The sequence below is a fragment of the Arcobacter peruensis genome (assembly GCF_003711085.1).
Lineage (GTDB): Bacteria > Campylobacterota > Campylobacteria > Campylobacterales > Arcobacteraceae > Poseidonibacter > Poseidonibacter parvus.
This window is the reverse complement of sequence record NZ_CP032363.1, coordinates 2,169,748-2,193,312: the sequence shown is the minus strand read 5'-3', so window position 1 is coordinate 2,193,312 and position 23,565 is coordinate 2,169,748. Positions and strand designations below refer to the sequence as shown.

The following is a 23,565-nucleotide window of genomic DNA, read 5'->3' as shown; positions in this document are numbered from 1 at the left end:
CCTATTATAACATAAATAAGAAAATCTTATGTTATAATTTAAATAATTTTACAAGGAATTAAATGAATAAAACTAATTTGGATTTTAATAACGTTTTAAAAAACCTACATATACTTTACATTGAAGATGAAGATAATATACGAGAAAATGTATCAAAAACATTGAAATTGATTTGTAAAGAAGTTTTTGAAGTAGAAAATATCTCAAAAGCTAATGAATTATTAAATAACAATAGAATAGATATTATAATTTCTGACATAAATCTTGGAAATGATAATGGTTTAGATTTTATACAAGAACTAAGAAAAACAGATAAAACTATTCCAGTTATACTTTTAAGTGCCTATACAGATACTAAATATTTACTAAAAGCTGCTAAATTAAAATTAGTTGATTATCTTACAAAACCAATTGATTTTAAAATGCTAAAGAATGCTTTAATTAATTGTGTGCAAGATATAATTGATAATTCAAAATACATTATAAATTTTCCTGACAATATAAATTATAACGTTTTACAAAAAAAATTATTTAATACTACAAAAGATAAAGAAGAAATAACTTTAACCTCAAAAGAAGTCTTACTATTGGATTACTTAATCAAGTTTAACAACAGAGTAATACCGCATGATGAATTAAAAAATAATATTTGGGAAGATATTTATGATGCAAGTGATTCTGCTTTAAAAAACCTATTAAATAAACTACGAAAAAAGATAGGAAAAGAGACAATAATAAATATATCAGGAGTAGGCTTTAGAATAAAGATATAAAGTTAAATGAAAAAAGGAAGGATAAAAAAAGCCTAAAAAAAAAGCTTACCAAATAACAATGGGAATTGTTAGTTGATAAGCTTATTTGTAAATACTCAAGAGCTGGCAGCGGCCTACGTTTCCACAAGGGGACCCTGCAGTATTATCAGCGATGAAGAGCTTGACTTCCAGGTTCGAAATGGAGCTGGGTATTTCCTCTTCTCTATAACCACCAGCAAAACTGAGTAATCAATATACTTGTAAGTATACTCATTACTCAACTTTATTGTTGAGTAAAAGATATTTATAATGTTAAAGTCACACATTTATTCTATAAGTACATTCTGTACACTTAATAAGATAGTAAACCAAAGAATACTAAAAATAAGCCAAACGATCTATTAGTACTAGTCAGCTAAACGTCTTACAACGCTTACACATCTAGCCTATCAACCAGCTAGTCTTGCTGGGATCTTCAGGGAAAGTTAATCTTGGAGTTGGCTTCGTGCTTAGATGCTTTCAGCGCTTATCTCATCCGTACGTAGCTACCCAACGATGCTCTTGGCAGAACAATTGGTACACTAGTGGTACGTTCATCCCGGTCCTCTCGTACTAGGGACAAATCTCCTCAACTTTCCTACGCCCACGGAAGATAGGGACCGAACTGTCTCACGACGTTCTGAACCCAGCTCGCGTACCGCTTTAAATGGCGAACAGCCATACCCTTGGGACCTGCTTCAGCCCCAGGATGCGATGAGCCGACATCGAGGTGCCAAACCTCCCCGTCGATGTGAGCTCTTGGGGGAGATCAGCCTGTTATCCCCGGCGTACCTTTTATCCTTTGAGCGATGGCCCTTCCACACAGAACCACCGGATCACTATGACCGACTTTCGTCTCTGTTCGACTTGTATGTCTCACAGTCAAGCTAGTTTATGCCATTATACTCAACTGGCGATTTCCATCCGCCATGAACTAACCTTTGTAAGCCTCCGTTACTTTTTAGGAGGCGACCGCCCCAGTCAAACTACCCACCAGACATTGTCCTGAACGAGGATAACTCGTCCCAGTTAGTAACTCAAATATTCAAGGGTGGTATCTCAAGGATGGCTCCACTAGAATTGGCATCCTAGTTTCATAGCCTCCCACCTATCCTGCACATGAATATCCAAGCTACAGTGTCAAGCTGTAGTAAAGGTGCACGGGGTCTTTCCGTCTTTCCGCGGGTAGGAGGAATTTTCACCTCCACTACAATTTCACTGGATCCCTGGTTGAGACAGCTCCCATCTCGTTACGCCATTCATGCAGGTCGGTATTTAACCGACAAGGAATTTCGCTACCTTAGGACCGTTATAGTTACGGCCGCCGTTTACTCGGGCTTCAATCAAATGCTTCGATAAATCTAACATCATCAGTTAACCTTCGAGCACCGGGCAGGCGTCACACCTTATACATCCTCTTACGAGTTAGCAAAGTGCTGTGTTTTTGGTAAACAGTCGGGAGGGACTCTTTGTTGCAACCTCTCTAGCTTTCGGAAGTAAATTCCTATACCAAAGTAGGCACACCTTATACCGAAGATACGGTGCTAGTTTGCAGAGTTCCTTAACCAGGGTTCTTCCACGCGCCTTAGAATACTCATCCCACCCACCTGTGTCGGTTTACGGTACGGGCAACAAACAATATGCTTAGTGGCTTTTCTTGGCACGACAGTATCATCGATTCTCCATCTCCTCCGAAGAGTGTCAGGAGCCTGTAAGATCTCGGTCTCATGTAATCCGGATTTGCCTAAATTACGACCTACGTCCTTCGACCCACTATTCCATCAGTGAGCTCGATTAACTCTATGCGTCCCCACATCACGCTTGTTTGTTGGTATTGAAATATTAATCAATTTGCCATCGTCTACCCCTTTCGGACTCGACTTAGGACCCGACTAACCCTACGATGACGAGCATCGCGTAGGAAACCTTGGGTTTTCGGCGTTGAGGATTCTCACCTCAATTATCGCTACTCATGCCTGCATGCTCACTTCTATCCGCTCCAACGCTCCTTACCGGTACATCTTCAACGCTGAATAGAACGCTCTCCTACCACTCAATATAAAATATTGAATCTAAAGCTTCGGTGCATATCTTAGCCCCGTTATATTTTCCGCGCAGAATCACTAGACCAGTGAGCTGTTACGCTTTCTTTAAAGGATGGCTGCTTCTAAGCCAACCTCCTGGTTGTCACAGTAACTCCACATCGTTTTCCACTTAGATATGACTTTGGGACCTTAGCTGTTAGTCTGGGTTGTTCCCCTCTCGACATAGGATTTTATCACCCTACGCCTGACTCCTGCGATTACACATATAGTATTCATAGTTTGATAGGGTTTGGTACCGCGGTAAGCAGCCCTAGCCCATTCAGTGCTCTACCCCTATATGCTACTACGCAAGGCTATACCTAAATATATTTCGGAGAGAACCAGCTATCACGAAGTTTGATTGGCCTTTCACCCCTATCCACAAGTCATCCGAGCACTTTTCAACGCACACCGGTTCGGTCCTCCACTGGCTCTTACACCAGCTTCAACCTGCTCATGGATAGATCACTTCGTTTCGGGTCTGCAGCATCTGACTAAGTCGCCCTATTAAGACTCGCTTTCGCTACGGCTTCGCACTTGGCTTAACCTTGCCAGACACCACAACTCGCAGGCTCATTATGCAAAAGGCAGTCCGTCACCCTGATAAATCATAGGGCTCCGAATGATTGTAAGCTAATGGTTTCAGGTTCTATTTCACTCTCCTCGCTGGAGTACTTTTCACCTTTCCCTCACGGTACTTGTTCACTATCGATCTGTAAGTAGTATTTAGGATTAGAGGGTGGTCCCCCTAGATTCAGACAAAATATCACGTGTTCCGTCCTACTCAGGATACCAATAGAGCTATTGAACATTTCGATTACAGGAGTATCACCTTCTACGCTTAACCTTTCCAGGTTATTCATCTATATTCTCTAGTCTCACATCTTGGTCCTACAACCCCCTATGCAAGCATAGGGTTTGTCCTAATCCCATTTCGCTCGCCGCTACTTTGGGAATCTCTTTTGATTTCTCTTCCTCTGGTTACTGAGATGTTTCACTTCACCAGGTTTGCCCACTTTCGTGTAACTAATATCTCTATTAGCTGGGTTGTCCCATTCGGATATCTACGGATCAAAACTTCTTGACAGTTCCCCGTAGCTTTTCGCAGTCTAGTACGTCCTTCATCGCCTCTTACAGTCTAGGCATCCACCATTAGCCCTTAATAGCTTATAATAAACAGAATTTAATCTGTCGCATTTGATAATTATTCTTTGGCTACTATCTTATTAAACATACATTTCTGTACATTACATAAAATAATAAATTGTGTTCTATCTAATCTCTTAGATAGTTTTTAAAATTGTTTATTAATCTTTACTAATAAATTAGTATTAATTAATGAAAAAATTAAAAGACTTTAACATTATATTTTTAAATATCTTGCTAGCTTAAAAAAACAAGTTTTTTCAAGGTAACGCGTTTTGGTAATTAAACCAAATATAAATACTTTAAATAAGTACTTATATTTAGTTTGAATAACTAAACTCTAATATGTAAGGTTTTTAATAATCTTTATAAACCGAACATAATACTCTTTATTGTTTTTCTTGATGAGACTTAGAAACGAATCTAAGTTCATATCTCTGAAAGGAGGTGATCCAACCGCAGGTTCTCCTACGGTTACCTTGTTACGACTTCACCCCAGTTACTGAATCCACTGTGGAGGGTAGCTACTTTAGCATTCCCGCTTCGAATGAGTTCAATTCCCATGGTGTGACGGGCGGTGAGTACAAGACCCGGGAACGTATTCACCGTAGCATTGCTGATCTACGATTACTAGCGATTCCAACTTCAAGCAGTCGAGTTGCAGACTGCTATCCGAACTGGGAGATATTTTTGAGATTTGCTCCACCTCACGGTATTGCTGCTCTTTGTATACCCCATTGTAGCACGTGTGTAGCCCTGGACGTAAGGGCCATGATGACTTGACGTCGTCCTCACCTTCCTCCTGGTTACCCAGGCAGTCTCATTAGAGTTCTCAGCCGAACTGCTAGCAACTAATGACGAGGGTTGCGCTCGTTGCGGGACTTAACCCAACATCTCACGACACGAGCTGACGACAGCCGTGCAGCACCTGTATGATAGTTCTAGCAAGCTAGCACTAATACATCTCTGTTATATTCTATCTATGTCAAGTCCAGGTAAGGTTCTTCGCGTATCGTCGAATTAAACCACATGCTCCACCGCTTGTGCGGGTCCCCGTCTATTCCTTTGAGTTTTAATCTTGCGACCGTACTCCCCAGGCGGTACACTTAATGTGTTAACTGCATTACTGCAAGGTCTAGCCTCACAACAACTAGTGTACATCGTTTAGGGCGTGGACTACCAGGGTATCTAATCCTGTTTGCTCCCCACGCTTTCGAATCTCAGCGTCAATAATGTTCCAGTAGATCGCCTTCGCAATCGGTATTCCTTCTGATCTCTACGGATTTTACCCCTACACCAGAAATTCCATCTACCTCTCCCATATTCTAGATAGAAAGTTTCAAAAGCAGTTCAATAGTTGAGCTATTGGATTTCACTTCTGACTTTTCTATCCGCCTACATTCTCTTTACGCCCAGTGATTCCGAGTAACGCTTGCACCCTCCGTATTACCGCGGCTGCTGGCACGGAGTTAGCCGGTGCTTATTCATATAGTACCGTCATTATCTTCCTATATAAAAGGAGTTTACGCACCGAAATGTGTCATCCTCCACGCGGCGTTGCTGCATCAGACTTTCGTCCATTGTGCAATATTCCCCACTGCTGCCTCCCGTAGGAGTCTGGACCGTGTCTCAGTTCCAGTGTGACTGATCATCCTCTCAAACCAGTTAAGCGTCATTGTCTTGGTGAGCCATTACCTCACCAACTAACTGATACTGTACAGGCCGATCTTCAAGCTATAAATATTTCCCTTGCAGTCTTAAGACTTAAAGGCATATAGGGTATTAGCAATCGTTTCCAATTGTTATCCCCTTCTTGAAGGCACGTTACCTATATATTACTCACCCGTGCGCCACTTAGCTGACAATTAAAGCAAGCTTTAATCCGTTCTCGTTCGACTTGCATGTGTTAAGCACGCCGCCAGCGTTCACTCTGAGCCAGGATCAAACTCTCCATAATATGAAGTTACATAATTTAATATGTAATTGTTTGAAACTGACAAATTTGTATTGTTATACAAAATTATCACTCAAATTTATAGACAAGAATTAATTCTTGTTATAATTTTTTTATTTTTTTTAAATCTATTTCTTTTAGATTATATATTAGAGTATTATATTCAGTTTATAAAGATTACTTTACAAACTTCATTACATTGTTAAAGATCATCCATCGTATCGGCTGTTCATCAAATGTTTTTGATGTCGTTCCTCTGTTTTTGGACGGGAATTATAGGGTATAATTTTCTTCTTGTCAAGGGGTTTTTCTTAGATGTGGCTTAAATTTTGGAATTCCTTTGATTTTGTCTATTTTTTATCAATTTTACTATTGAATTATTAAATTTTTTTTATCTAAACATATCGCAGGACATAATATATAAATAATAGTCAATAAAAATATATCTAGCAATAATACATATTATAGAAAAAGAATTAAATTTTTGTATTTGGAATTTTAAAGGAAGTTTTTAATTAAATATTTGAATTTAGAAAATGGAGGAGCTAGTCTACCTCGATATCTAACAATAAAGTACTATATTATAGTACTTTATTCAATTTATTTTAAACCAATAGGCCATTTTGATAGGCCTATTATTTTTATATATAGATACAATAGTATTATATAAAACTATATATGTTTCCCAAAGCTTTTAACCTTTCTCTATAAATGGTTCTTTATTTTTTATACATTATATTAATTTATACAAAAAGTAGAAAACACCCATATTACCTATATATCCCATATTCTTATATATCTATGCAAAGACTATATTTTATCATTTTTGATATTTTATTCTCAAAGATTATCTCACCCTATATCTATTCTAAAAACTCACAAAATTGAATACTATAACATAGAAATAATTTAATCGAATACAACAAAAGGAGATTAAATTATGCAGTTATTAACGAAAGGATTAGAGGATAAAATACCTAATTTATACGAAACTGAAAATATAAAAGTAGATGAGAAAATAGTTTATGTTAAATACTTTACACCCGATGCAAATTGGACATGGTATGTAACAGAATATAGTAAAACAGAAAAAATATTCTTTGGTTATGTAAATGGTAACTATCCAGAATGGGGATATTTTGCTTTAGAAGAATTAGAACAAGTAACAGGCCCTTTAGGATTAAAAATAGAAAGAGATTTACATTTTGAACCAACTAAGTTTAAAGATATAAAAGAATTAAAAAATTAAGAGTAAAAAGATGAATAATTATAATCAAAAAAATAAGAGTAATAGGATATTTGAATTTGAAGAACTAGATAAATCTTTACAAAAACAAATTATTGATATATGTAAAGATGATCCATACAATTTAAATCCAAAATCCTTATATAAAAACATATTAAATAGCTCTGGCAATCTTCAAACACTTTCAAAAATGTTTGAAGTACCCGAGTTGTTAATTATAAAAATAAAAGAAGGAAAAACAAATGACAATTAAAAAAGAAGTAATGAAGAATACAGCTATTATAAGATTTATAGAACATAATAAAAAGAAGTTCAAATTAACTTATGATAATCGTAATGGCACACCATTAGGATTTGATTCTAGGTTTAAACTTGAAATATTAAAAGATGATTTATGGAAAGTAATAGCAGGAAAAGATGATATTGAATTTAATCAAATATCATATGTAAGTGATAGAACACAACTTATTGAAGATTCAAGAAAGTTCTTTACTCTAATGCAAAAGCATATAATACTTATGTATTAGGGTTTAAAAAAAGATGGGTTTCATCTTTTTACATAATATTATAATATATTAATCGTTATTACTTTATAATGTAAGTCTAGTGTAATTAAATAATAAAAATTAGCAAGAGGAGTTTTATAAATTCATGAATATTGGTATATTATCTGCCAAAGCAATAGAAAACTCAATAAATAATAATAAAACTTTAGGAAATTCTTTAGAAAAATTATCCACAGGTTTAAAAATAAATAAAGCAAGTGATGATGCATCAGGATTATCTATTGCTGATAAACTAAGAACTCAAGCTAGTGGAATAAAACAAGGAATTAGTAATGCCAATAGTGCTATTGCTATGATGAATATAGTAGATAAGTCTATGGATGAACTAAGTAATATTTTAGACACTATAAAAGCAAAAGCTATACAAATGAACACTGATACAACTTCTGAAGAAGGAAGAAAAACTATCAAAACCGATATTTTAAAATTAATTGATAATTATGATAATATAGTGTGTTCTACAAACTATAATCATACCCCATTGCTTAATGGTTGCTCATCACCTTTTTCTTTTCAAGTGGGAGATAATTCAAGTGATATTATAAATGTTAATATAGATAATATAGAATCAAACAAAATGGGTGAGGATGATCCTTATAAATTGAAGAATTTTATAACGGGTTTTAATAATATTACACCAACACCAACACCAGCACCAACACCAACACCAGCACCAACACCAACACCAGCACCAGCACCAACACCAGCAAGTTTACCCTATTATACAGCAAATAATAATTTAAAATATGAAACTACCTATGATATGGATGGTTTTAAAGATTATTATCTAAATATTCCAGAGAATGAAATTTTAGATGAAGATTTATTATCAAATCAGTTTTTGATTTTGGGAAACTCGGATCCTTTAGGTCTTATTAGTGTAAGTATAATAGCAAATGAAACAAATTTTACAGAGAATGGTAACTATACTAATCTAGCGTCAGGAACTTATTTCCCAAAAGATCAAATGACAAAAGATTATTTTGAAGCACTTTCTACTCTTGATGATGACATAAATGGCTCCTCTTCTACAGTAGTTGAACATTTCTACAATCCAACCGTAGGAGACTATTATAAGACAAAAGGTCTTACTAGTTACTCGGGACCTTTATTGAATGATACAGCTCCTTTAATATTATTACAAAAACAGACATTAAATTTTGATGTTACCTCTCATACTCATGATACAAATGATATGAATAACGATATGGCTCCAAAGATGGATAATGTTATCATACAATCATTTGAAGCAGAAAAATTGATTCCTGAAACTGATGTTAATGATATTATTATTAATTTTGTACCAGACAATACAATAGATTCAACATATAGTGTTCGTAATGATGGAAACTATAAGCCAACAATTTCTGATCCAACTGATCCAACTGATCCAACTGATCCAACAGATCCAACTGATCCAACTGATCCAACAGATCCAACTTATTCCGAAGATCCTTCCTGTGGTTGTGACTACACAGACTTAACAAGAAACGATGATAATCCAACCTTAACTATACAAGCACAAAAGTTAATGAAAGTTATTGATAAAGCATTAAGTCAACTAAACGCACAAAGAGCAAATGTGGGAGCGGGAACAAATCAACTAGAATCATCAGTAAGAAATAATTTAACAGGATACACAAATCTAAAAAATGCAGAAAGTGTAATAAGAGACGTTGATTATGCAGAAGAAAGTGCTAATTTTAATAAAGCAAATATTATTGCACAAGCAGGTTCATATGCTTTATCCCAAGCTAGTGAAGTTGACAAACAAATTATCACGCAACTGTTAAAATAACTAATAACTCTAACCGTTCATCTAAACAACTAACTTTTAATCGTCTAAATGCTCGACTTACAGGAGTAAGCAAGATAAGCCTACATATAATTAATAGGACTAAACTTATAAGGACAGAAAATGAGTAAATATTATGCTTATATTAGAGTATCTACAGACAAACAAACATTAGAAAACCAAAAGCACAAAATTTTAGAATTTGCATTTAATAAAAAGATTCAAATTCAAGATTTTATTGAAATAGAGGTATCAAGTAAGAAAACACAAAAAGAAAGATTAATAGAAGAACTCTTTTTAAAACTAAAAGAAAATGATACTTTAATAGTAACAGAGCTTTCAAGACTTGGAAGAAATATGCTAGAGATTTTAAATCTTATTGAAAAATTTAATTCTAAAAATATCAAACTTATATTTATAAACCAACCAGAACTATCAACAGATAATTCTGCACTGTCAAATTTATTAATTTCAATCTATGGATATTTTGCACAAACAGAAAGAGAAATCATTAGTGAAAGAACAAAACAAGGATTAGCAGTTGCAAGAGCAAAAGGAAAAATTCTTGGAAGACAAAAAGGACAAATTGTAAAAAGTAAATATGATGAACATAAAGAAAAGATCCAAGAACTTTATAAACTTGGATTATCTGTACAAAAAATTGTAAATTATATTGGTGTTGGTACTCAGCCATCATTAAGGAGTTATATTAAATCGAGAAGAATACTTAACAATATTTAACACAAACCATTATATTCAGAATTATTTCATATTTATTTGCATAGAATCTTTTTATAAATAAATTTAGAAGGAATTCCTTATTAGAAATATAACATCTTTCAAATCAAAAATTAGATACTATTCTAAAAATATAGCATTACAAAATTTTAAATATAAGATAATAAATATATGAACATCGAAAAAAGAATTGAAGAAACAAAACAATTATTAAAAGAACAATATTTAGCTGATGAACGACCATGGGTAGTTACATTTTCTGGTGGGAAAGATTCATCTACAGTATTACACTTAACAGTTGAAGTTTTACAAGAATTAAAAAAAGAAAATAAAGATACAAAAACAGTACACATAGTATCGTCAGATACTAGAGTCGAAATGCCTTTAATTGATCAATACTTTTTTAAAAAAATTGATCAATTAAAGAAGTTTATTAATCAAAATGAATTAAATATGAAAGTTGCTGTAGTATCACCTGATTCTAAAGATTCTTATTGGCCACTTTTAATAGGTCGTGGTTATCCTTCTCCAAACCAAAGTTTTAGATGGTGTACTGATAGATTAAAAATTAAACCAGCTACAAAATTCTTAACAACATTATCAACTAATAATAAATCAATTTTAATGCTTTTAGGTGTTAGAAGTGATGAATCTCAAACTAGAGCTGCTTCAATTGAAAAAAGAGATAGAAATCATAGAGGACTTGTTCGACATGATACAGTTCCAAATGCTTTTGTTTTATCTCCAGTAAAAGATTGGACTAATCCTGAAGTTTGGACATTCTTAAGTACTTACAATGCTCCATGGGGAAGTCATGATGATATGATGAAACTTTATGATAAAGGAAGTAGCGAAGGTGACTGTAACATTGCCTTAAATCCTGAATCACCATCATGTGGAAAGACTAGGTTTGGTTGTTGGGTTTGTACTGTTGTTTCGAAAGATAAATCTATGGAGAATATGCTTAAAAACCCAGAAGATGTTTGGATGAAGCCACTTCATGATTTTAGAAATATTTTAGAAGAATACAGATCAATGCATGATGAGAAGAGACAATCAATTAGAAGGAATGGTCAAAAAGGTTATGGCCCTTTTACTATTGCTACGAGAAAAGAATTACTTGATAAACTTTTAAAAATTGAGAAAGACTTATTAGAAAAACTAGAAGGAAAATATCTTATTTCGGATGAAGATATTATTCAAATACAAAAAGAGTGGCTTCATGATGGTGACTTCTTTGAAACAGCAATAAATCTTGCAAATAAATATGGAAGAAATATTAGACATGAATCCACTAAATCATTTAATCAAAACGAACAAGACTATTTCAACTCATTATGTAAAGAAAATGGTATTCAAATTGAATTAATGGATAAGCTAATTCACACAGAACATAAATATAGACATCAACTAAAGAGATCAGGTATATTAACTGATATAGAAGAGATAGCAGAGGCTTATGCACTAGGAAAAATAAATGAAATTTAAATCAATAACAATAAACAATTTATTTTCTTATCAAGGACAAATAAAGTTTGATTTTAATAATTCATCTCAACCTATTTCACTAATTATTGGAGAAAATGGTTTTGGTAAGACTTCCTTTATCAATTCAATAAAAATTGCACTACATGGTATTACAAAAGATTTGCTTCAAATAGGTGAATTAACACTTAGTAAGCAAGACTATATTTTAGGTAGTACTTCAAAAAACTTTAGTGGAATTTTAAATAGAATTGCAAAAAGTGAAGATAAAAACAAAGCATCAGTTATTATTGAACTCGAAGATGGTGGATTATTTAGAATTAAAAGAGAATTTACTTTTAATAATAATTCATATAATGAAAAATTAACTATTCAAGATTTCGAAAATGAAAGTTTTATTTATGATTATGAAGCACAGGATTTTATAAACTATAAAATATCTCCAACGCTTGCAAAGTTCTTTTTCTTTGATGGAGAAAAGATTCAAACTATTGCAGATTTTAGTAAAGATGAATTTAGACAAATGCTTGAAGATGTATTAGAATTGGATATATACGATCAATTAGTAGTAGATGCAGAAAATGTAATCAAAAAAATCAACAAACAAGAACTAAATCCAGAACTTCAAAAAATAGTTACTCAAAAAGAAGAAGAATTAGTAATTATAAGTACGAAAATAGAAGAAAATGAAGAAAAGACTGCACTTGAAAAACAAAAGTTAAAAGAACTACTTTCTGCCGAAAATGAGCTTGATAAAAAACTAAAAAAACTTGAAGGTAAACATAAGAAACCATTAAAAGAAGCAAAAGAAAAATTAAGTAATTTAGAAGAAGAAAAACAAACATATCTTTCAATGTTTAAAGAGTTATCATATATTCAACTCCCTTTACTTTTAAATAAAAAACTTAAAGAGAAAGTGATAAAAGACATAAATACTAATTATAAAGGGAATATAGCAATTTCTCAAAATATTATAGCTATTAAAAAGAGTGAGTTTTTAAATCAAATAGATGATTCTCAAAAAGAATCTATGGAAAAAATCTTTGATAATGTATTTAATTCTCAGAATAATAAACAAAATGTACCTTTTGCAGATTCTATTAAAATAGAAGCTCAATACAATGAATTAAAAGATGTGAACCTAACAGAAACTATAGATAAACTTATCTCAATAAAAGATGATATAAAATATTATCAAGATGAAATTTATTCACTAGATCTTCAAATCCAAGATGATAAAAAAGAGTATGAAGAAGATTTTAAAAAAATAAAGATTATTGCTCAAAACATAGGAGTACAAAACGAAAAACTAAGTGAGTTAGAAATTCAGATAAATGAACTACTTATTTCAAAAAAAGAAATTGAAAGAGAAATAGCAAAAACTAGTATTCAAGATCATCAAAATAGTTTAGCAAAACTTAAAATTCAATCTTTAAAATCAACAATAGTAGTTGCAAAACAAATGAAAGAGAAGATAAAAGAAGACAAGAGAGAGATGCTAGAAACTTCTATAAATATCAAGTTTAATCTTCTTAAAAAAGAAGGATATGAGGCTGATAAGATTATTCTTGACAATGACTTTAATATCAATGTATTTGATAAAGATAAAAGAGCTATGGATATACTTTCTAGTTCTTCAGGACAAAAACAAGTAATAGCAACTGCACTTATATGGGGAATATCAGAATATATATCAGAAGAAATTCCTATGATTATAGATACTCCACTTGGAAGACTTGATGAAAAGAATCAATCACTTATTTTAAATCAGTTTTATCCACATGCATCACCACAGGTACTAATACTACCAACTCCTAGTGAACTAAGACATGAAGGATTTAAAAACCTAGAGAATGATATTTCACAAATTTTTACATTATCAAACAAAGGGTCAGCTACCTCAATAACAGAACAAAACAAAACAGAATTCTTCGAAAATAGGTATAAATAAATGAGAACAACTTCACATACAGAACAACAAATAGGAAGAATAGCTAAACTTTTAGGCTTTGAAAAAGATCCTAAGTGGGTAACTATTAGGTTTGCATTATTTATATCTTTATCTATTGAAGAAGAGTTAGATTCAAGCCTCAAGATAGACTTCACAGATGGAAAAACATATCCTCTTGATGTAATCACAGGAAAAGGTAAAGTTGATACTCAAGGAGTACAAGCTGATTATACTGATATGATTGCTTTATTTATAGCCAATTATGAAAATAAGAAAGTAAATACACTAAGAGGTTTAGAATTAAAACTGGAACAGCACTGTGAGAGAGGCTTCAATATTTTAGCCTCATCTCTTAATGATAATAGTAATATTTTTGAATGGATTAAACAAGAGTTTAATTGATAGAAATTATTCAAAATTCAAATTGTCAAAATCAATTTCAGTCTAAGTAAATTTTTTTATTAAAGTCTTATATTGAATAGATATTTAGTGTAATACCAGATGATATATAAATAATTAAAAATGTTTGTAATTGTTTCTCCAAATGAGAAAAATCACTTTCATATCTTGTATTAAACATCATATTAATATTATTGGTTTTAAGTTCAAGTTTTATTGCTTTTTTAATTTCATTTAACTCTGTCATAAATTTTTTGAATCATTTTAAAAGAAATGGAATTACATATATATGAATAGTTAGTCCTAACGTCTTTAATCTGTTCACTAAATGAACAAAAAACAACTCTTTTTGTCCTATTATTCATCTTATTATGATAGAAGCCCTCTTTTATCTTTTTTGTTTCATCTTCAAAGGTTTTAGTTCAAATAGATGGCTTAGAAAAAAACCAATAGAGTATACTTTATCATATTTATGGCTAATATTAAAAATAGATCAACTAATCCTTTATGATTATTTAATAATAATAAAAGCTCTTAAGATTTATAATGTATAAAAATATTTTAAAGATAAACCTATAATGCTTAATATACACGACTATAGACCTAAATACAATACTTCTAAAGATGATATAATAAATGATTTTTATACAAAATGTTTTCCAAATTGCATAGAGTATAAAAGAGGTGTTGGATATTTTACATCTGGATGGATTGAAAGGAATTCAATATCTTTTGCCCAAGTTATTCAAAATGGAGCAAAAATAAAATATATTACTAGCCCAATTCTAGATGAAAATGATATAAAAGCTTTAAAAGGAGAATATAGAAAAGATTTTATAGATAGTTTAGTCTTAAACTGTTTTTCAGATTTAGAAGAAAATCTTCTAAAAAATACAAGAGAAATGCTAGGATGGATGATAAATGATGGTATCATAGAATTTAAATTTGCTGTTCCTAAAAAAGATCTTGTAGGTGGTGAATTCCATGATAAATTTGGTATTTTCATTGATGAAGAAAGAAATATAATATCCTTTAGTGGTTCTATGAATGATAGCATAAAAGCAAATTCTAATTATGAATCAATAACCGTTCATCCTTCTTGGATTGATGAAAGAAGTAAAATAATTTGTGAAGATGAAAATGAGAGGTTTGATAATCTATGGGAAGATAATGATCCTAATCTAAATATCTATGATATTGGAATTCTTATAAAAGAAAAACTTTTAAAATTAAAAGAATATTCAGATAGACCTTATGACATTGATAATTATAAAAAAATAAGAAGTAAAAGGATTAAAGAAGAAAATATTGACATGGATTTGCCAACATTACCTAAAGAATTTAAACCTAGGCCTTATCAATCTAAAGCCATTGAGAGTTGGATTTCAAATAATGGTAAAGGCTTACTTAGTATGGCTACAGGATCGGGAAAAACAAAAACAGCATTAAGTATTATTCCAAAACTATTCAATAAAACGTCAAGAATCAAGCAATTATGTGTTCTTATTGTAGTTCCTTATCAGCATCTTTTAGAACAATGGGCAGAAGAATCTGAAGAATTTAATATTTTCCCTATTCGGTGTAATAGTAACTATAAATGGAAACAGAAACTACGTCAAGAAATAAACAATTTTGGTATTACTCGTAATTTTTTACCAATAATTGTGACAAACGCTACATATATAACACCTCAATTCCAAGATTTAGTAAAAAAAATAAATAATCTCTTTTTAATTGTTGATGAAGCACATAATTTTGGTGCAAAAAATATGATTACCAATTATATGGATAATGCAAAATTTAGACTTGGTTTATCAGCTACTCCTAAGCGTCATATGGATGAAGAAGGTACAGATCAACTCTTAGAGTATTTTAATGGGATAGTGTTCGAATTTACATTAAAAGAGGCAATTGACAATGATTTTTTAACAAAATATTATTATCACCCGGTCTTTGTAAATCTTACAGCAGAAGAAGAGACTGAATTTAATTCATTATCGAAAGAAATATCGAAACTTTCAGTTTATCAAGATGATAATAATCGAGCAGGATTAGATAACCTACTTAGGAAAAGAGCATTACTAATTTCAGCAGCACAAAATAAAATACCAGAACTTATTAACTTAATAACTAAAGAAAGTTTACAAAATAGTAAACATAATATTTTTTACTGTTCTTCAAAAATTGATGAAGATGGTAGACATGTAGAAAAGGTCTCTAGGGAATTAGAAATGTTAGGATTGCAAACTACAAAATTTACTTCAACAGAAGATAAAGAACAAAGAATGAATATCTTAAAAAGCTTTGCTAAAGAATATATAGATGGCCTAGTAGCGATAAGATGTTTAGACGAAGGTGTTGATATACCAACAACACAAAATGCATTTATTTTAGCTAGTAACTCAAATCCTAAAGAATTTATTCAAAGAAGAGGAAGAGTTTTAAGAAAAAGCTCTGGAAAAAAGTTTGCACATATTTATGATTTTATAGTAGTCCCTAACAGCATGGGTCAAAAGGGAACTGATATATATAAATATCAAAGAAAATACTTAGAGAGAGAATTTAAAAGATATATAGAATTTGCAGAACTTGCGAATAACTGTGGGGAAGCATTAACAGAGATAGAATCATACCAAAGAAGATATGATCTAATGCATTTATAATAAGGGGATATATAATGGAAGATAAAAAGAAAATTGTAGAGTTCTTAAAAGAAGCAATAGAAACATTAGAGAATAATAAGAATACACCAGTTAAAGAGATTAAGAAGTCAATTAAAAAACTTATTGATAGAAAGGTAAGATAATGCAACTAAATCGAATTATTTTAGAAAATTTTCGTCAATTTGAAGGTAAACATGTTATTGACCTAAATACTACTGATGATAAAAATATCATTGTTTTTCACGGTGCGAATGGTGCTGGAAAGACTACTATCCTATCAGCTTTCACATGGTGCTTATATGGCGGGACACTTTCTAATCTTCCTTCTGTAGAAGAATATTTAAGTAAGAATATTTTTTATGAACTTGAGCCTAATGAAGAAAAAGAAGTAAAAGTTACATTAATGTTTACAGATAGAGACATTCCTTATACAGTTGAAAGAAGTGTAATTGTTAAAAGAAACTCTGATGATACTCCAGACAATAGATTTAAAGACCCAATTGTACAAAGAAATAGTAAGGAAATGAGTTATGGTAACAATGGTATTGAAAAAGTATTAAGTAAAGAACTTCAAGACTATTTTTTCTTTAGAGGAGAAGGGGTTAAGAAACTTGCAGAGGAAGAAGGTTCTGATAAAGTTAAACTTGGTATTAGAAATATTATGAAAATTGATGTCTATGAAACACTTGTTAATTATTTAAAAGATATAAAAAAAGAATATTTGAAAGAATTAAAAGAAATATCATCTAATTCAACAACTACTCTTACAACTGAGATTGAATCTTTAACTACCAAAAAAGAGCAATTAGATACCATAATTAAAGAAACTAAACAAAGTTTAACTACATACAATAGGAAAAAAATACATGTTGAAGAACAGATTCTTAATGTTAAAGCAGTAGAGTCCTTAGTATCAGAGAAAAAAGCTTTTGAAGTATTAGTAAAGAGATTAGACGATCAGAAAATAGGGTTAGAAAACGACGAAAAACTTCTAGTATCAACTAAATCTTATTTAGCTTTATCAAATAATCTTATTCATGATACCTCAAAGATTTTAAAAGAAAAAATAAAACTTGGCTTACCAAGTGGTATTAAAAATTCATTTATCAATAGGTTACTTGAAGAGAAGAAGTGTATTTGTGGATCAGAGTTTAATGAGAATGATAAATGTTTTCATGAACTTACTAAATTTTTAAATTCAAATGAATCAGAATCAGAAATTGAAAATATATTACAAGATAATTTAAATGTTTTTATTTCAAATAATTTAAATCCAAAAGAGTTATTTGTTAATAAATATAAAGAGTTGAAAAGGCAAATCGAAGACATAAATTCAGATCTTGTAGAAAATGAAGATAAAATACTAGCACTAGATAAGCGAATTGGTGAAGATATGCCTGATAATTATAAGGAACTTTATGAAAATCAAAAAAAAATCACAGGTATTCTCAATGAACTTGGGGCTAAGAACATAGCATATGCTAAAGAAATAAAAGATATTACGGATGAACTTAACCTTAAAGAAAAAGAATTAACCAGCATTAAATTTGAAGATTCAGAACAACAAAAATTTCAAGACAGGGTTTCATTCTGCGATGAATCTATAGAATATCTGGAAAGTAAAATCAATACCGATACTGATGAAATCAAAATTAAATTATCAAAAATAATGAACAAACTATTTAAGGAAATTTTACATAAAGATAGAGAAGCTGTAATAGACGATAACTTCCAACTTAAAATTAAAGAATATGTTCATGGAACACAAATAAATGCTAATAAATCTGATGGTGAAGATCAATTAGTAAGCTTACTCTTCATTGCAAGTTTAGTACATTTAGCAAAAGAGTTTGAGAATTCAACTTCTAAACTTGGTGGTGCAGGAATATATCCAGTTGTAATTGATGCTCCATTCAGTGATTTAGATCCGGATTATGCAGAAGCAATTGCAAAAGTATTAAAAAGAATGGCACCACAGGTTATTCTTTTAATGAAACACGATGGATGGAACTTAATTGAAAACCATGTTTCAAACTATGTAAGTAATCATTATATTATTGAAATAAATAGACCAATAAAAGACAATCAAAAAGAAAAAGAAGTCAAAATTGATGGCCAATACCACAAACTTGAAAGTGAATCAAAAAAAGAATTTGCAACTATTCAAAAGATATAAAGGTTTATAATGAGTAAATTATTAAGTAAAAAAGTAAGAAAAGATAAAGATAAAGATAGTGTTTTTAAATTATTAAAAGATAGTGAATATGGATTCTTTCAAAAGCATTCTGATGTTTATATTTTTGCTGCATCAGTAGCTGTGGCAAAACATAAAAATAGATTACCAATTAAATCTCCTGATGCTTCACCTATTGCAATGACTATATTTAATGAAGAGAATCATTCTTTCATAGATCTTTTAGCACTATATGATGATCCAGACAATCTAAATATTGTTTCTCATACAAATGATATTCAAATAGAATCCAAAATCCAGTGTTTTGAAGAATATGCAAATGCAGGATTGCAGTATTTAAAAGAAGAGTTAACAGGAAGAGAAGCTGATAGTTATGAAATATTAAAAGAATGTATAATTGATGTTTTAGAAATTAAAAATAATGAACAACTAGATTCTTCTTTATCATTAGAAGATTTATTAAAACCACAATAAAATGCAATATACAGAAGAAGAACTTTATTCAATGTACAAAACTTCTTTTATTAAAGAAGACACATTCATAGCTGGATTATATTTACTTTATTCTTCTTATTCAGAACACGAATTTGATAATAAAAAAGACTTTTTAATTGAGAAATATGACTTAATTAATTTTAATCAGGTGATTGATTCATATCGAAGCCTTTTAAATAATTTGGAAGAAAATAGTTTTCAAGAATTATATAAAGATATTAATTTTTTAAAACAAATTAGTATTGTTGATCTTAATAAAATAATTAAACTTAGTAAGAGTATATCCATTTCAGAAAATAATTTACTTTTTTCAAGTGAATTAAAACATAAAGTTGTTCCAAAATTAGATTCTTTAAGCGTCACTCAAATTCAGAGTCTAGTGGATTTATTTATCCAAAAAATTAAAGATGATAACTTAACAGAAAAAGACATTAATACAATTAAGAATCTTCCAAGAAGTTATTCTAATGGTTTTATCGTTACAAAAATATTATTTACTTTTAGAAATCATTCTTTCCTTATAAATTTAGTTGAACTAAAAGTTACTCTTGAAGAAATTGAAAAACTATTAAGAAAGTATAATTTATGTTAGAAAATATTTATTCAATTAGTGATGCCAATTTTTATTTTGAGTATTTTGATCAAGTAGAGAAAGAAAAAGTATATGCAAAATTATTTGATGCAAATATATGTCATTATGATGTGTTCAAATTATCAAAACTTCATTTTTATGAATTTGATGAACTTTGGTATAAATTTTATTTACTTAAGACTAATAACTTATTAAAAGAATATATTTATTCTAATCTGGCTATTGATGATTTTATTACATATTTGAATTACTTTAAATTTAAATATACAAATTCTGAGATCAAATTCTCTTTCTCTATTCCATTAAATAAAAAACAAAACTTGAGTTTGTTGTTCAATGAAATCACTGAAATGATGGAATCAAATTTTAAAAAGAACCATATAGAAATATTAAAAACAAAATTTAAAAACAATTTGACACTATCTGATACAGGAAAAATTCATGGACTATCAAGAGAAAGAGTTCGTCAAATAGATGATAAATTTATCAGGTTAGTTAATCATTATAATTTGTCGAAAATCATTGAAACTGCACAAGTAATAAAATTTCAAAGATTATTTCCAATAAGTATAGATGACTTATGGGTAGCAAATATAATGTCTCATAAAAAATTAAAAATAAAGATTTTATACGATGATAATTTAAGTGCTTTTATTTACGATAAAGACATTTCGTATAAAAAGATATTAGAACATATTTATTTAAATCTTGAAGAAAATAATCTCTTTTACTGCACTGAAGAAGATTTAATAAATATTATACTTGAAAAGTTAGATTTTTCAAGTATGATATATGTTCTATCTATACTTAAAAGAAATGAAATTTATGATATAAATGGGAAGCTCACTTTTAAAAATAGGTTTTCAGATCATGCAAAAAGAGAATGCTTTAAATCTTATATTAAATTTATTGGAAAACCAATCGAAATTAATAAAAAAGTAAAAGAAATTAAAAAAGATCTCACTTTATATTACCCAGACACATTTCCTGTAGATACAACTGATCGGAACATCACTTCATTAAGTGATGTTAGTGAAATCTTACTATGGGATTGGGGATTACATGTTCATTATGAAAATGTGTTGGAAATAATTGATTCATTTTTCTATGACCCAATTATTTCTTACCTTACTTATGAATTAAAAATAAAGGGGTTAATAAGTCTTACAGACTATTTTCATCAAAATAAAGAAATTATTAAGAAAAAGGGAATTCTCTCAGAACATGGATTACATTCTATTTTAAAATTTAAATACCCTGATCTTTTTAATTATCAAGATTGCCCGTGGATTAGTAATTCAAATATAGAAGGAAGAATTGATTTATCAGAATATCTGATCAAAGAATTAAAAAATAATGATACATTAGGTCTTGAAGAAATTGAGACTTCCCTAAATACAACATCATTAAGAGCTCTACAGTTAGTTGAACGTTGTAAAGAAGCAATTCGTGTTGATTCAAATAAATATAAACATATAGATAATATTAAATTTGATAGATCATTAATAGATCAAATTGGACAATGGATTGAAATTAAGATAGAGGAATTAGGAATAATTCATCTTAATTTGATTATTGATTCTTTCCGAGAGGAGTTAAATATATTTAAAGATTATAATAAAGAAAAAATCACATTAGATTTAATCTCAAAATATTATACTCCAGTGAATTTTTATATAAATGACGCGAGATTTATTACATTTAAATATTCAAAAACGAACCATCAGTCAACATTTTCATATCTTTATTTTTTTACAAAAAAAGAAATTATTCACATCGATGAAATATATAATTTTTTATTGCAAAGAGGATGGAATAATCGTCAAATCAAATTAGGATTGCAATTAATATCGAATACTATATATATCCGTAGCAATAGATATGAATATATCTTGTTTGATAAAATCGGGATACAAGAATACGACCTAAAGACAATTGAAAACCTAATCAATATAAAATTAGAACAATCTATAGAATTAGATATAGAAGAGTTAATGAAAGAAATAGATTTACCCAATATTAATGTTAAATGGTCTAAATATTTAATAACTGATTTACTATATAAAAAGTTTTCTTTTTTACCTAGTTCAGTTAACCCTTTTTATATTCAAAAAAAGTAGTAAAAGTATATCTTAATAAAAGTTATCTTTCATCATATAGTTTATATTAATAATTAGATAAGAATATTCCTATCTGATTATTAGAATCTCATTTTATAATATTCATAACAATCATAAAAAAGTAAGTAAATCAAACATAAAATATTTTCAATAAAAGTAACAGGAGTTCTATAAAATAGTGGTTCCTTTTTTATAATTCTTTTTTTAATATATATTTTTTTTGGACTAAATTTTAAAACCTTATAGCACACGACTAGCCGGTGTTGCAATAAATTTTAGCCAATTAAAATATTACTAAATTGGGAAAGTCATGTATTAAATATTATAAAAATGTCCATTTTATTGAACTTTTATTACAAAATTGGGATTTTGCAAATATAAATATTAGAAATATTTTTAATATTCCAATGCTAATATTAGGAAATTGGGATGAAGAAAGAATTAGTAGTTGTACAAAAGAATAAATTTATAAGAGGAGATTTTTCTTTTTTAGGTGTTAGAGATATAAAAATACTAAAACTATTAGTATCAAAAGTTAATTCGACAAGCGAAGAATTTTATGATTATTACTTTATTACAAAAGAGGAAGTAAGAACTTTTCACTTTAATGAAAGAAATATCCATAGTTACATAAAAACAAGTCTTAGAAAATTGTCCTCAGTCTTTGTGGTTGTTAAGAATAGTGATGATGAAGAGATAGAAGTTTCTTTAGTTGGAAAGATTATATATGATAAAAAAAGAGGAACATATAAAGTTCCGTTATCATCTGATTTAAAAGAATATTTATTAGACATAAAAAAAGAGTTTACAAAATATAAGCTTGAAAATCTAATAAATTTAAAAAGAAAAGAAGAAATAAAACTTTATGAATACTTTAAAAGTATTAGCTTTGAAGTATTTACTATCTCAATAGTAAATTTAAAAGAAATTATGGAACTAAAAAAGAAAAGCTTTGATTCATTTTTTAATTTTCATAAAAAACTCAAAGAAACTATAACTTCAATTAACAATCATACAGATATACAAATTGAGTTTAATATAATGAAAATTGATAATCAAAGTAAGAATATTCAATTCTTTATTAAAAGGTTTAATTCAAAAACTCTATCTCTTCTAACAATTGAAGCAATCCTAAGTAAGTACTCTAATAAAACTATTTTATTGAAAGGTGATGAATTTATTATAAAGGATATTCAAAGAGATAAAAAATTTATAATCCTTGTTGCTTTTTCAGAAGAACTAAATATTCAAGGTAATCTAAAATTTAATACTTTAGAAGATTGTGATAAATATTTGAATAATCAAATAAAATGAGATTTATTTAAATATTATATAAAAATGTCAAG

Annotated in this window: 17 protein-coding genes and 3 rRNA genes; 16 read left to right on the top strand and 4 right to left on the bottom strand. The window is 29.6% G+C overall.

The genetic code is table 11. From position 1 onward, the window contains the following. Positions 1-62 precede the first annotated feature (62 nt). Complete coding sequence (locus D3Z07_RS11015; RefSeq protein WP_122893899.1) at positions 63-773, top strand: response regulator transcription factor; 711 nt, start codon at positions 63-65, stop codon at positions 771-773. A gap of 100 nt (positions 774-873) precedes the next feature. Here D3Z07_RS11015 and rrf read toward each other — a convergent pair. The 3 genes from rrf to D3Z07_RS11000 form a co-directional block, all read right to left on the bottom strand. Then, a 5S ribosomal RNA gene (rrf, locus tag D3Z07_RS11010) occupies positions 874-989 on the bottom strand. A gap of 143 nt (positions 990-1,132) precedes the next feature. Further along, positions 1,133-4,048 (bottom strand): 23S ribosomal RNA (locus tag D3Z07_RS11005). A gap of 413 nt (positions 4,049-4,461) precedes the next feature. Then, positions 4,462-5,978: ribosomal RNA gene (locus tag D3Z07_RS11000) — 16S ribosomal RNA — on the bottom strand. The 16S, 23S and 5S rRNA genes sit together here, the layout of an rRNA operon. A 937-nt stretch (positions 5,979-6,915) precedes the next feature. On the opposite strand from D3Z07_RS11000, the gene D3Z07_RS10995 reads away from it, so the two are divergent. From D3Z07_RS10995 to D3Z07_RS10950, 8 genes are all read left to right on the top strand, one after another. After that, entirely contained in the window at positions 6,916-7,224 is a 309-nt protein-coding gene (locus tag D3Z07_RS10995) for a DUF2958 domain-containing protein (RefSeq protein WP_122893898.1), read from the top strand. A 10-nt stretch (positions 7,225-7,234) separates the two neighbouring features. Then, positions 7,235-7,474 (top strand): hypothetical protein, encoded by a 240-nt coding sequence (locus D3Z07_RS10990; RefSeq protein ID WP_122893897.1) that lies wholly within the window; start codon positions 7,235-7,237, stop codon positions 7,472-7,474. Next, a complete protein-coding gene (locus D3Z07_RS10985) occupies positions 7,464-7,748 on the top strand; it encodes an immunoglobulin-like domain-containing protein (RefSeq protein ID WP_122893896.1) in 285 nt (94 codons plus the stop codon). Before D3Z07_RS10990 ends, D3Z07_RS10985 begins: the two co-directional genes overlap by 11 nt. Before the next feature lie 124 nt (positions 7,749-7,872). Then, positions 7,873-9,585, top strand: a complete 1,713-nt coding sequence (locus D3Z07_RS14250; protein WP_228200546.1) for a flagellin N-terminal helical domain-containing protein — start codon at positions 7,873-7,875, stop codon at positions 9,583-9,585. Positions 9,586-9,705: 120 nt separating this feature from the next. Then, positions 9,706-10,323 carry a recombinase family protein gene (locus D3Z07_RS10965; RefSeq protein ID WP_122893895.1) on the top strand — a complete coding sequence of 206 codons (618 nt, stop codon included), beginning with the start codon at positions 9,706-9,708 and terminating at the stop codon, positions 10,321-10,323. A 168-nt stretch (positions 10,324-10,491) separates the two neighbouring features. Beyond that, on the top strand, positions 10,492-11,808 hold the full coding sequence (gene dndC / locus D3Z07_RS10960) for a DNA phosphorothioation system sulfurtransferase DndC (protein ID WP_122893894.1): 1,317 nt from the start codon (positions 10,492-10,494) through the stop codon (positions 11,806-11,808). Continuing rightward, positions 11,798-13,756: an AAA family ATPase gene (locus D3Z07_RS10955; protein WP_122893893.1), complete on the top strand. Its 1,959-nt coding sequence runs from the start codon at positions 11,798-11,800 to the stop codon at positions 13,754-13,756. Before dndC ends, D3Z07_RS10955 begins: the two co-directional genes overlap by 11 nt. Continuing rightward, positions 13,757-14,158 (top strand): DndE family protein, encoded by a 402-nt coding sequence (locus D3Z07_RS10950; protein WP_122893892.1) that lies wholly within the window; start codon positions 13,757-13,759, stop codon positions 14,156-14,158. Between the two features lie 67 nt (positions 14,159-14,225). Here D3Z07_RS10950 and D3Z07_RS13885 read toward each other — a convergent pair whose 3' ends face one another. Next, complete coding sequence (locus D3Z07_RS13885) at positions 14,226-14,402, bottom strand: hypothetical protein (RefSeq protein ID WP_164707224.1); 177 nt, start codon at positions 14,400-14,402, stop codon at positions 14,226-14,228. A 331-nt stretch (positions 14,403-14,733) separates the two neighbouring features. On the opposite strand from D3Z07_RS13885, the gene D3Z07_RS10945 reads away from it, so the two are divergent. From D3Z07_RS10945 to D3Z07_RS10920, 7 genes are all read left to right on the top strand, one after another. Next, positions 14,734-16,818: a DEAD/DEAH box helicase family protein gene (locus tag D3Z07_RS10945; RefSeq protein ID WP_122893891.1), complete on the top strand. Its 2,085-nt coding sequence runs from the start codon at positions 14,734-14,736 to the stop codon at positions 16,816-16,818. Between the two features lie 14 nt (positions 16,819-16,832). Continuing rightward, positions 16,833-16,961: a hypothetical protein gene (locus tag D3Z07_RS14335; protein ID WP_265936463.1), complete on the top strand. Its 129-nt coding sequence runs from the start codon at positions 16,833-16,835 to the stop codon at positions 16,959-16,961. After that, positions 16,961-18,994, top strand: coding sequence for an AAA family ATPase (locus tag D3Z07_RS10940; protein WP_122893890.1), 2,034 nt, complete (start codon positions 16,961-16,963; stop codon positions 18,992-18,994). Before D3Z07_RS14335 ends, D3Z07_RS10940 begins: the two co-directional genes overlap by 1 nt. Positions 18,995-19,003: 9 nt before the next feature. Next, positions 19,004-19,486: a DNA phosphorothioation-associated protein 4 gene (locus D3Z07_RS10935; RefSeq protein WP_122893889.1), complete on the top strand. Its 483-nt coding sequence runs from the start codon at positions 19,004-19,006 to the stop codon at positions 19,484-19,486. 1 nt (position 19,487) lies between these two features. After that, a complete protein-coding gene (locus D3Z07_RS10930; protein ID WP_122893888.1) occupies positions 19,488-20,099 on the top strand; it encodes a hypothetical protein in 612 nt (203 codons plus the stop codon). Then, positions 20,093-22,219: an RNA polymerase sigma factor sigma-70 region 4 domain-containing protein gene (locus D3Z07_RS10925; protein ID WP_122893887.1), complete on the top strand. Its 2,127-nt coding sequence runs from the start codon at positions 20,093-20,095 to the stop codon at positions 22,217-22,219. The genes D3Z07_RS10930 and D3Z07_RS10925 overlap by 7 nt, the downstream gene beginning before the upstream one ends. A 429-nt stretch (positions 22,220-22,648) precedes the next feature. Beyond that, positions 22,649-23,533: a replication initiation protein gene (locus D3Z07_RS10920; RefSeq protein ID WP_122893886.1), complete on the top strand. Its 885-nt coding sequence runs from the start codon at positions 22,649-22,651 to the stop codon at positions 23,531-23,533. Positions 23,534-23,565 lie beyond the last annotated feature (32 nt).

Bases quoted from the DNA above. Each gene is read 5' to 3' on its own strand.
- D3Z07_RS11015 (WP_122893899.1), top strand. From the start codon at position 63: ATGAATAAAACTAATTTGGATTTTAATAACGTTTTAAAAAACCTACAT.
- D3Z07_RS10995 (WP_122893898.1), top strand. From the start codon at position 6,916: ATGCAGTTATTAACGAAAGGATTAGAGGATAAAATACCTAATTTATAC.
- D3Z07_RS10990 (WP_122893897.1), top strand. From the start codon at position 7,235: ATGAATAATTATAATCAAAAAAATAAGAGTAATAGGATATTTGAATTT.
- D3Z07_RS10985 (WP_122893896.1), top strand. From the start codon at position 7,464: ATGACAATTAAAAAAGAAGTAATGAAGAATACAGCTATTATAAGATTT.
- D3Z07_RS14250 (WP_228200546.1), top strand. From the start codon at position 7,873: ATGAATATTGGTATATTATCTGCCAAAGCAATAGAAAACTCAATAAAT.
- D3Z07_RS10965 (WP_122893895.1), top strand. From the start codon at position 9,706: ATGAGTAAATATTATGCTTATATTAGAGTATCTACAGACAAACAAACA.
- dndC (WP_122893894.1), top strand. From the start codon at position 10,492: ATGAACATCGAAAAAAGAATTGAAGAAACAAAACAATTATTAAAAGAA.
- D3Z07_RS10955 (WP_122893893.1), top strand. From the start codon at position 11,798: ATGAAATTTAAATCAATAACAATAAACAATTTATTTTCTTATCAAGGA.
- D3Z07_RS10950 (WP_122893892.1), top strand. From the start codon at position 13,757: ATGAGAACAACTTCACATACAGAACAACAAATAGGAAGAATAGCTAAA.
- D3Z07_RS13885 (WP_164707224.1), bottom strand. From the start codon at position 14,402: ATGACAGAGTTAAATGAAATTAAAAAAGCAATAAAACTTGAACTTAAA.
- D3Z07_RS10945 (WP_122893891.1), top strand. From the start codon at position 14,734: ATGCTTAATATACACGACTATAGACCTAAATACAATACTTCTAAAGAT.
- D3Z07_RS14335 (WP_265936463.1), top strand. From the start codon at position 16,833: ATGGAAGATAAAAAGAAAATTGTAGAGTTCTTAAAAGAAGCAATAGAA.
- D3Z07_RS10940 (WP_122893890.1), top strand. From the start codon at position 16,961: ATGCAACTAAATCGAATTATTTTAGAAAATTTTCGTCAATTTGAAGGT.
- D3Z07_RS10935 (WP_122893889.1), top strand. From the start codon at position 19,004: ATGAGTAAATTATTAAGTAAAAAAGTAAGAAAAGATAAAGATAAAGAT.
- D3Z07_RS10930 (WP_122893888.1), top strand. From the start codon at position 19,488: ATGCAATATACAGAAGAAGAACTTTATTCAATGTACAAAACTTCTTTT.
- D3Z07_RS10925 (WP_122893887.1), top strand. From the start codon at position 20,093: ATGTTAGAAAATATTTATTCAATTAGTGATGCCAATTTTTATTTTGAG.
- D3Z07_RS10920 (WP_122893886.1), top strand. From the start codon at position 22,649: ATGAAGAAAGAATTAGTAGTTGTACAAAAGAATAAATTTATAAGAGGA.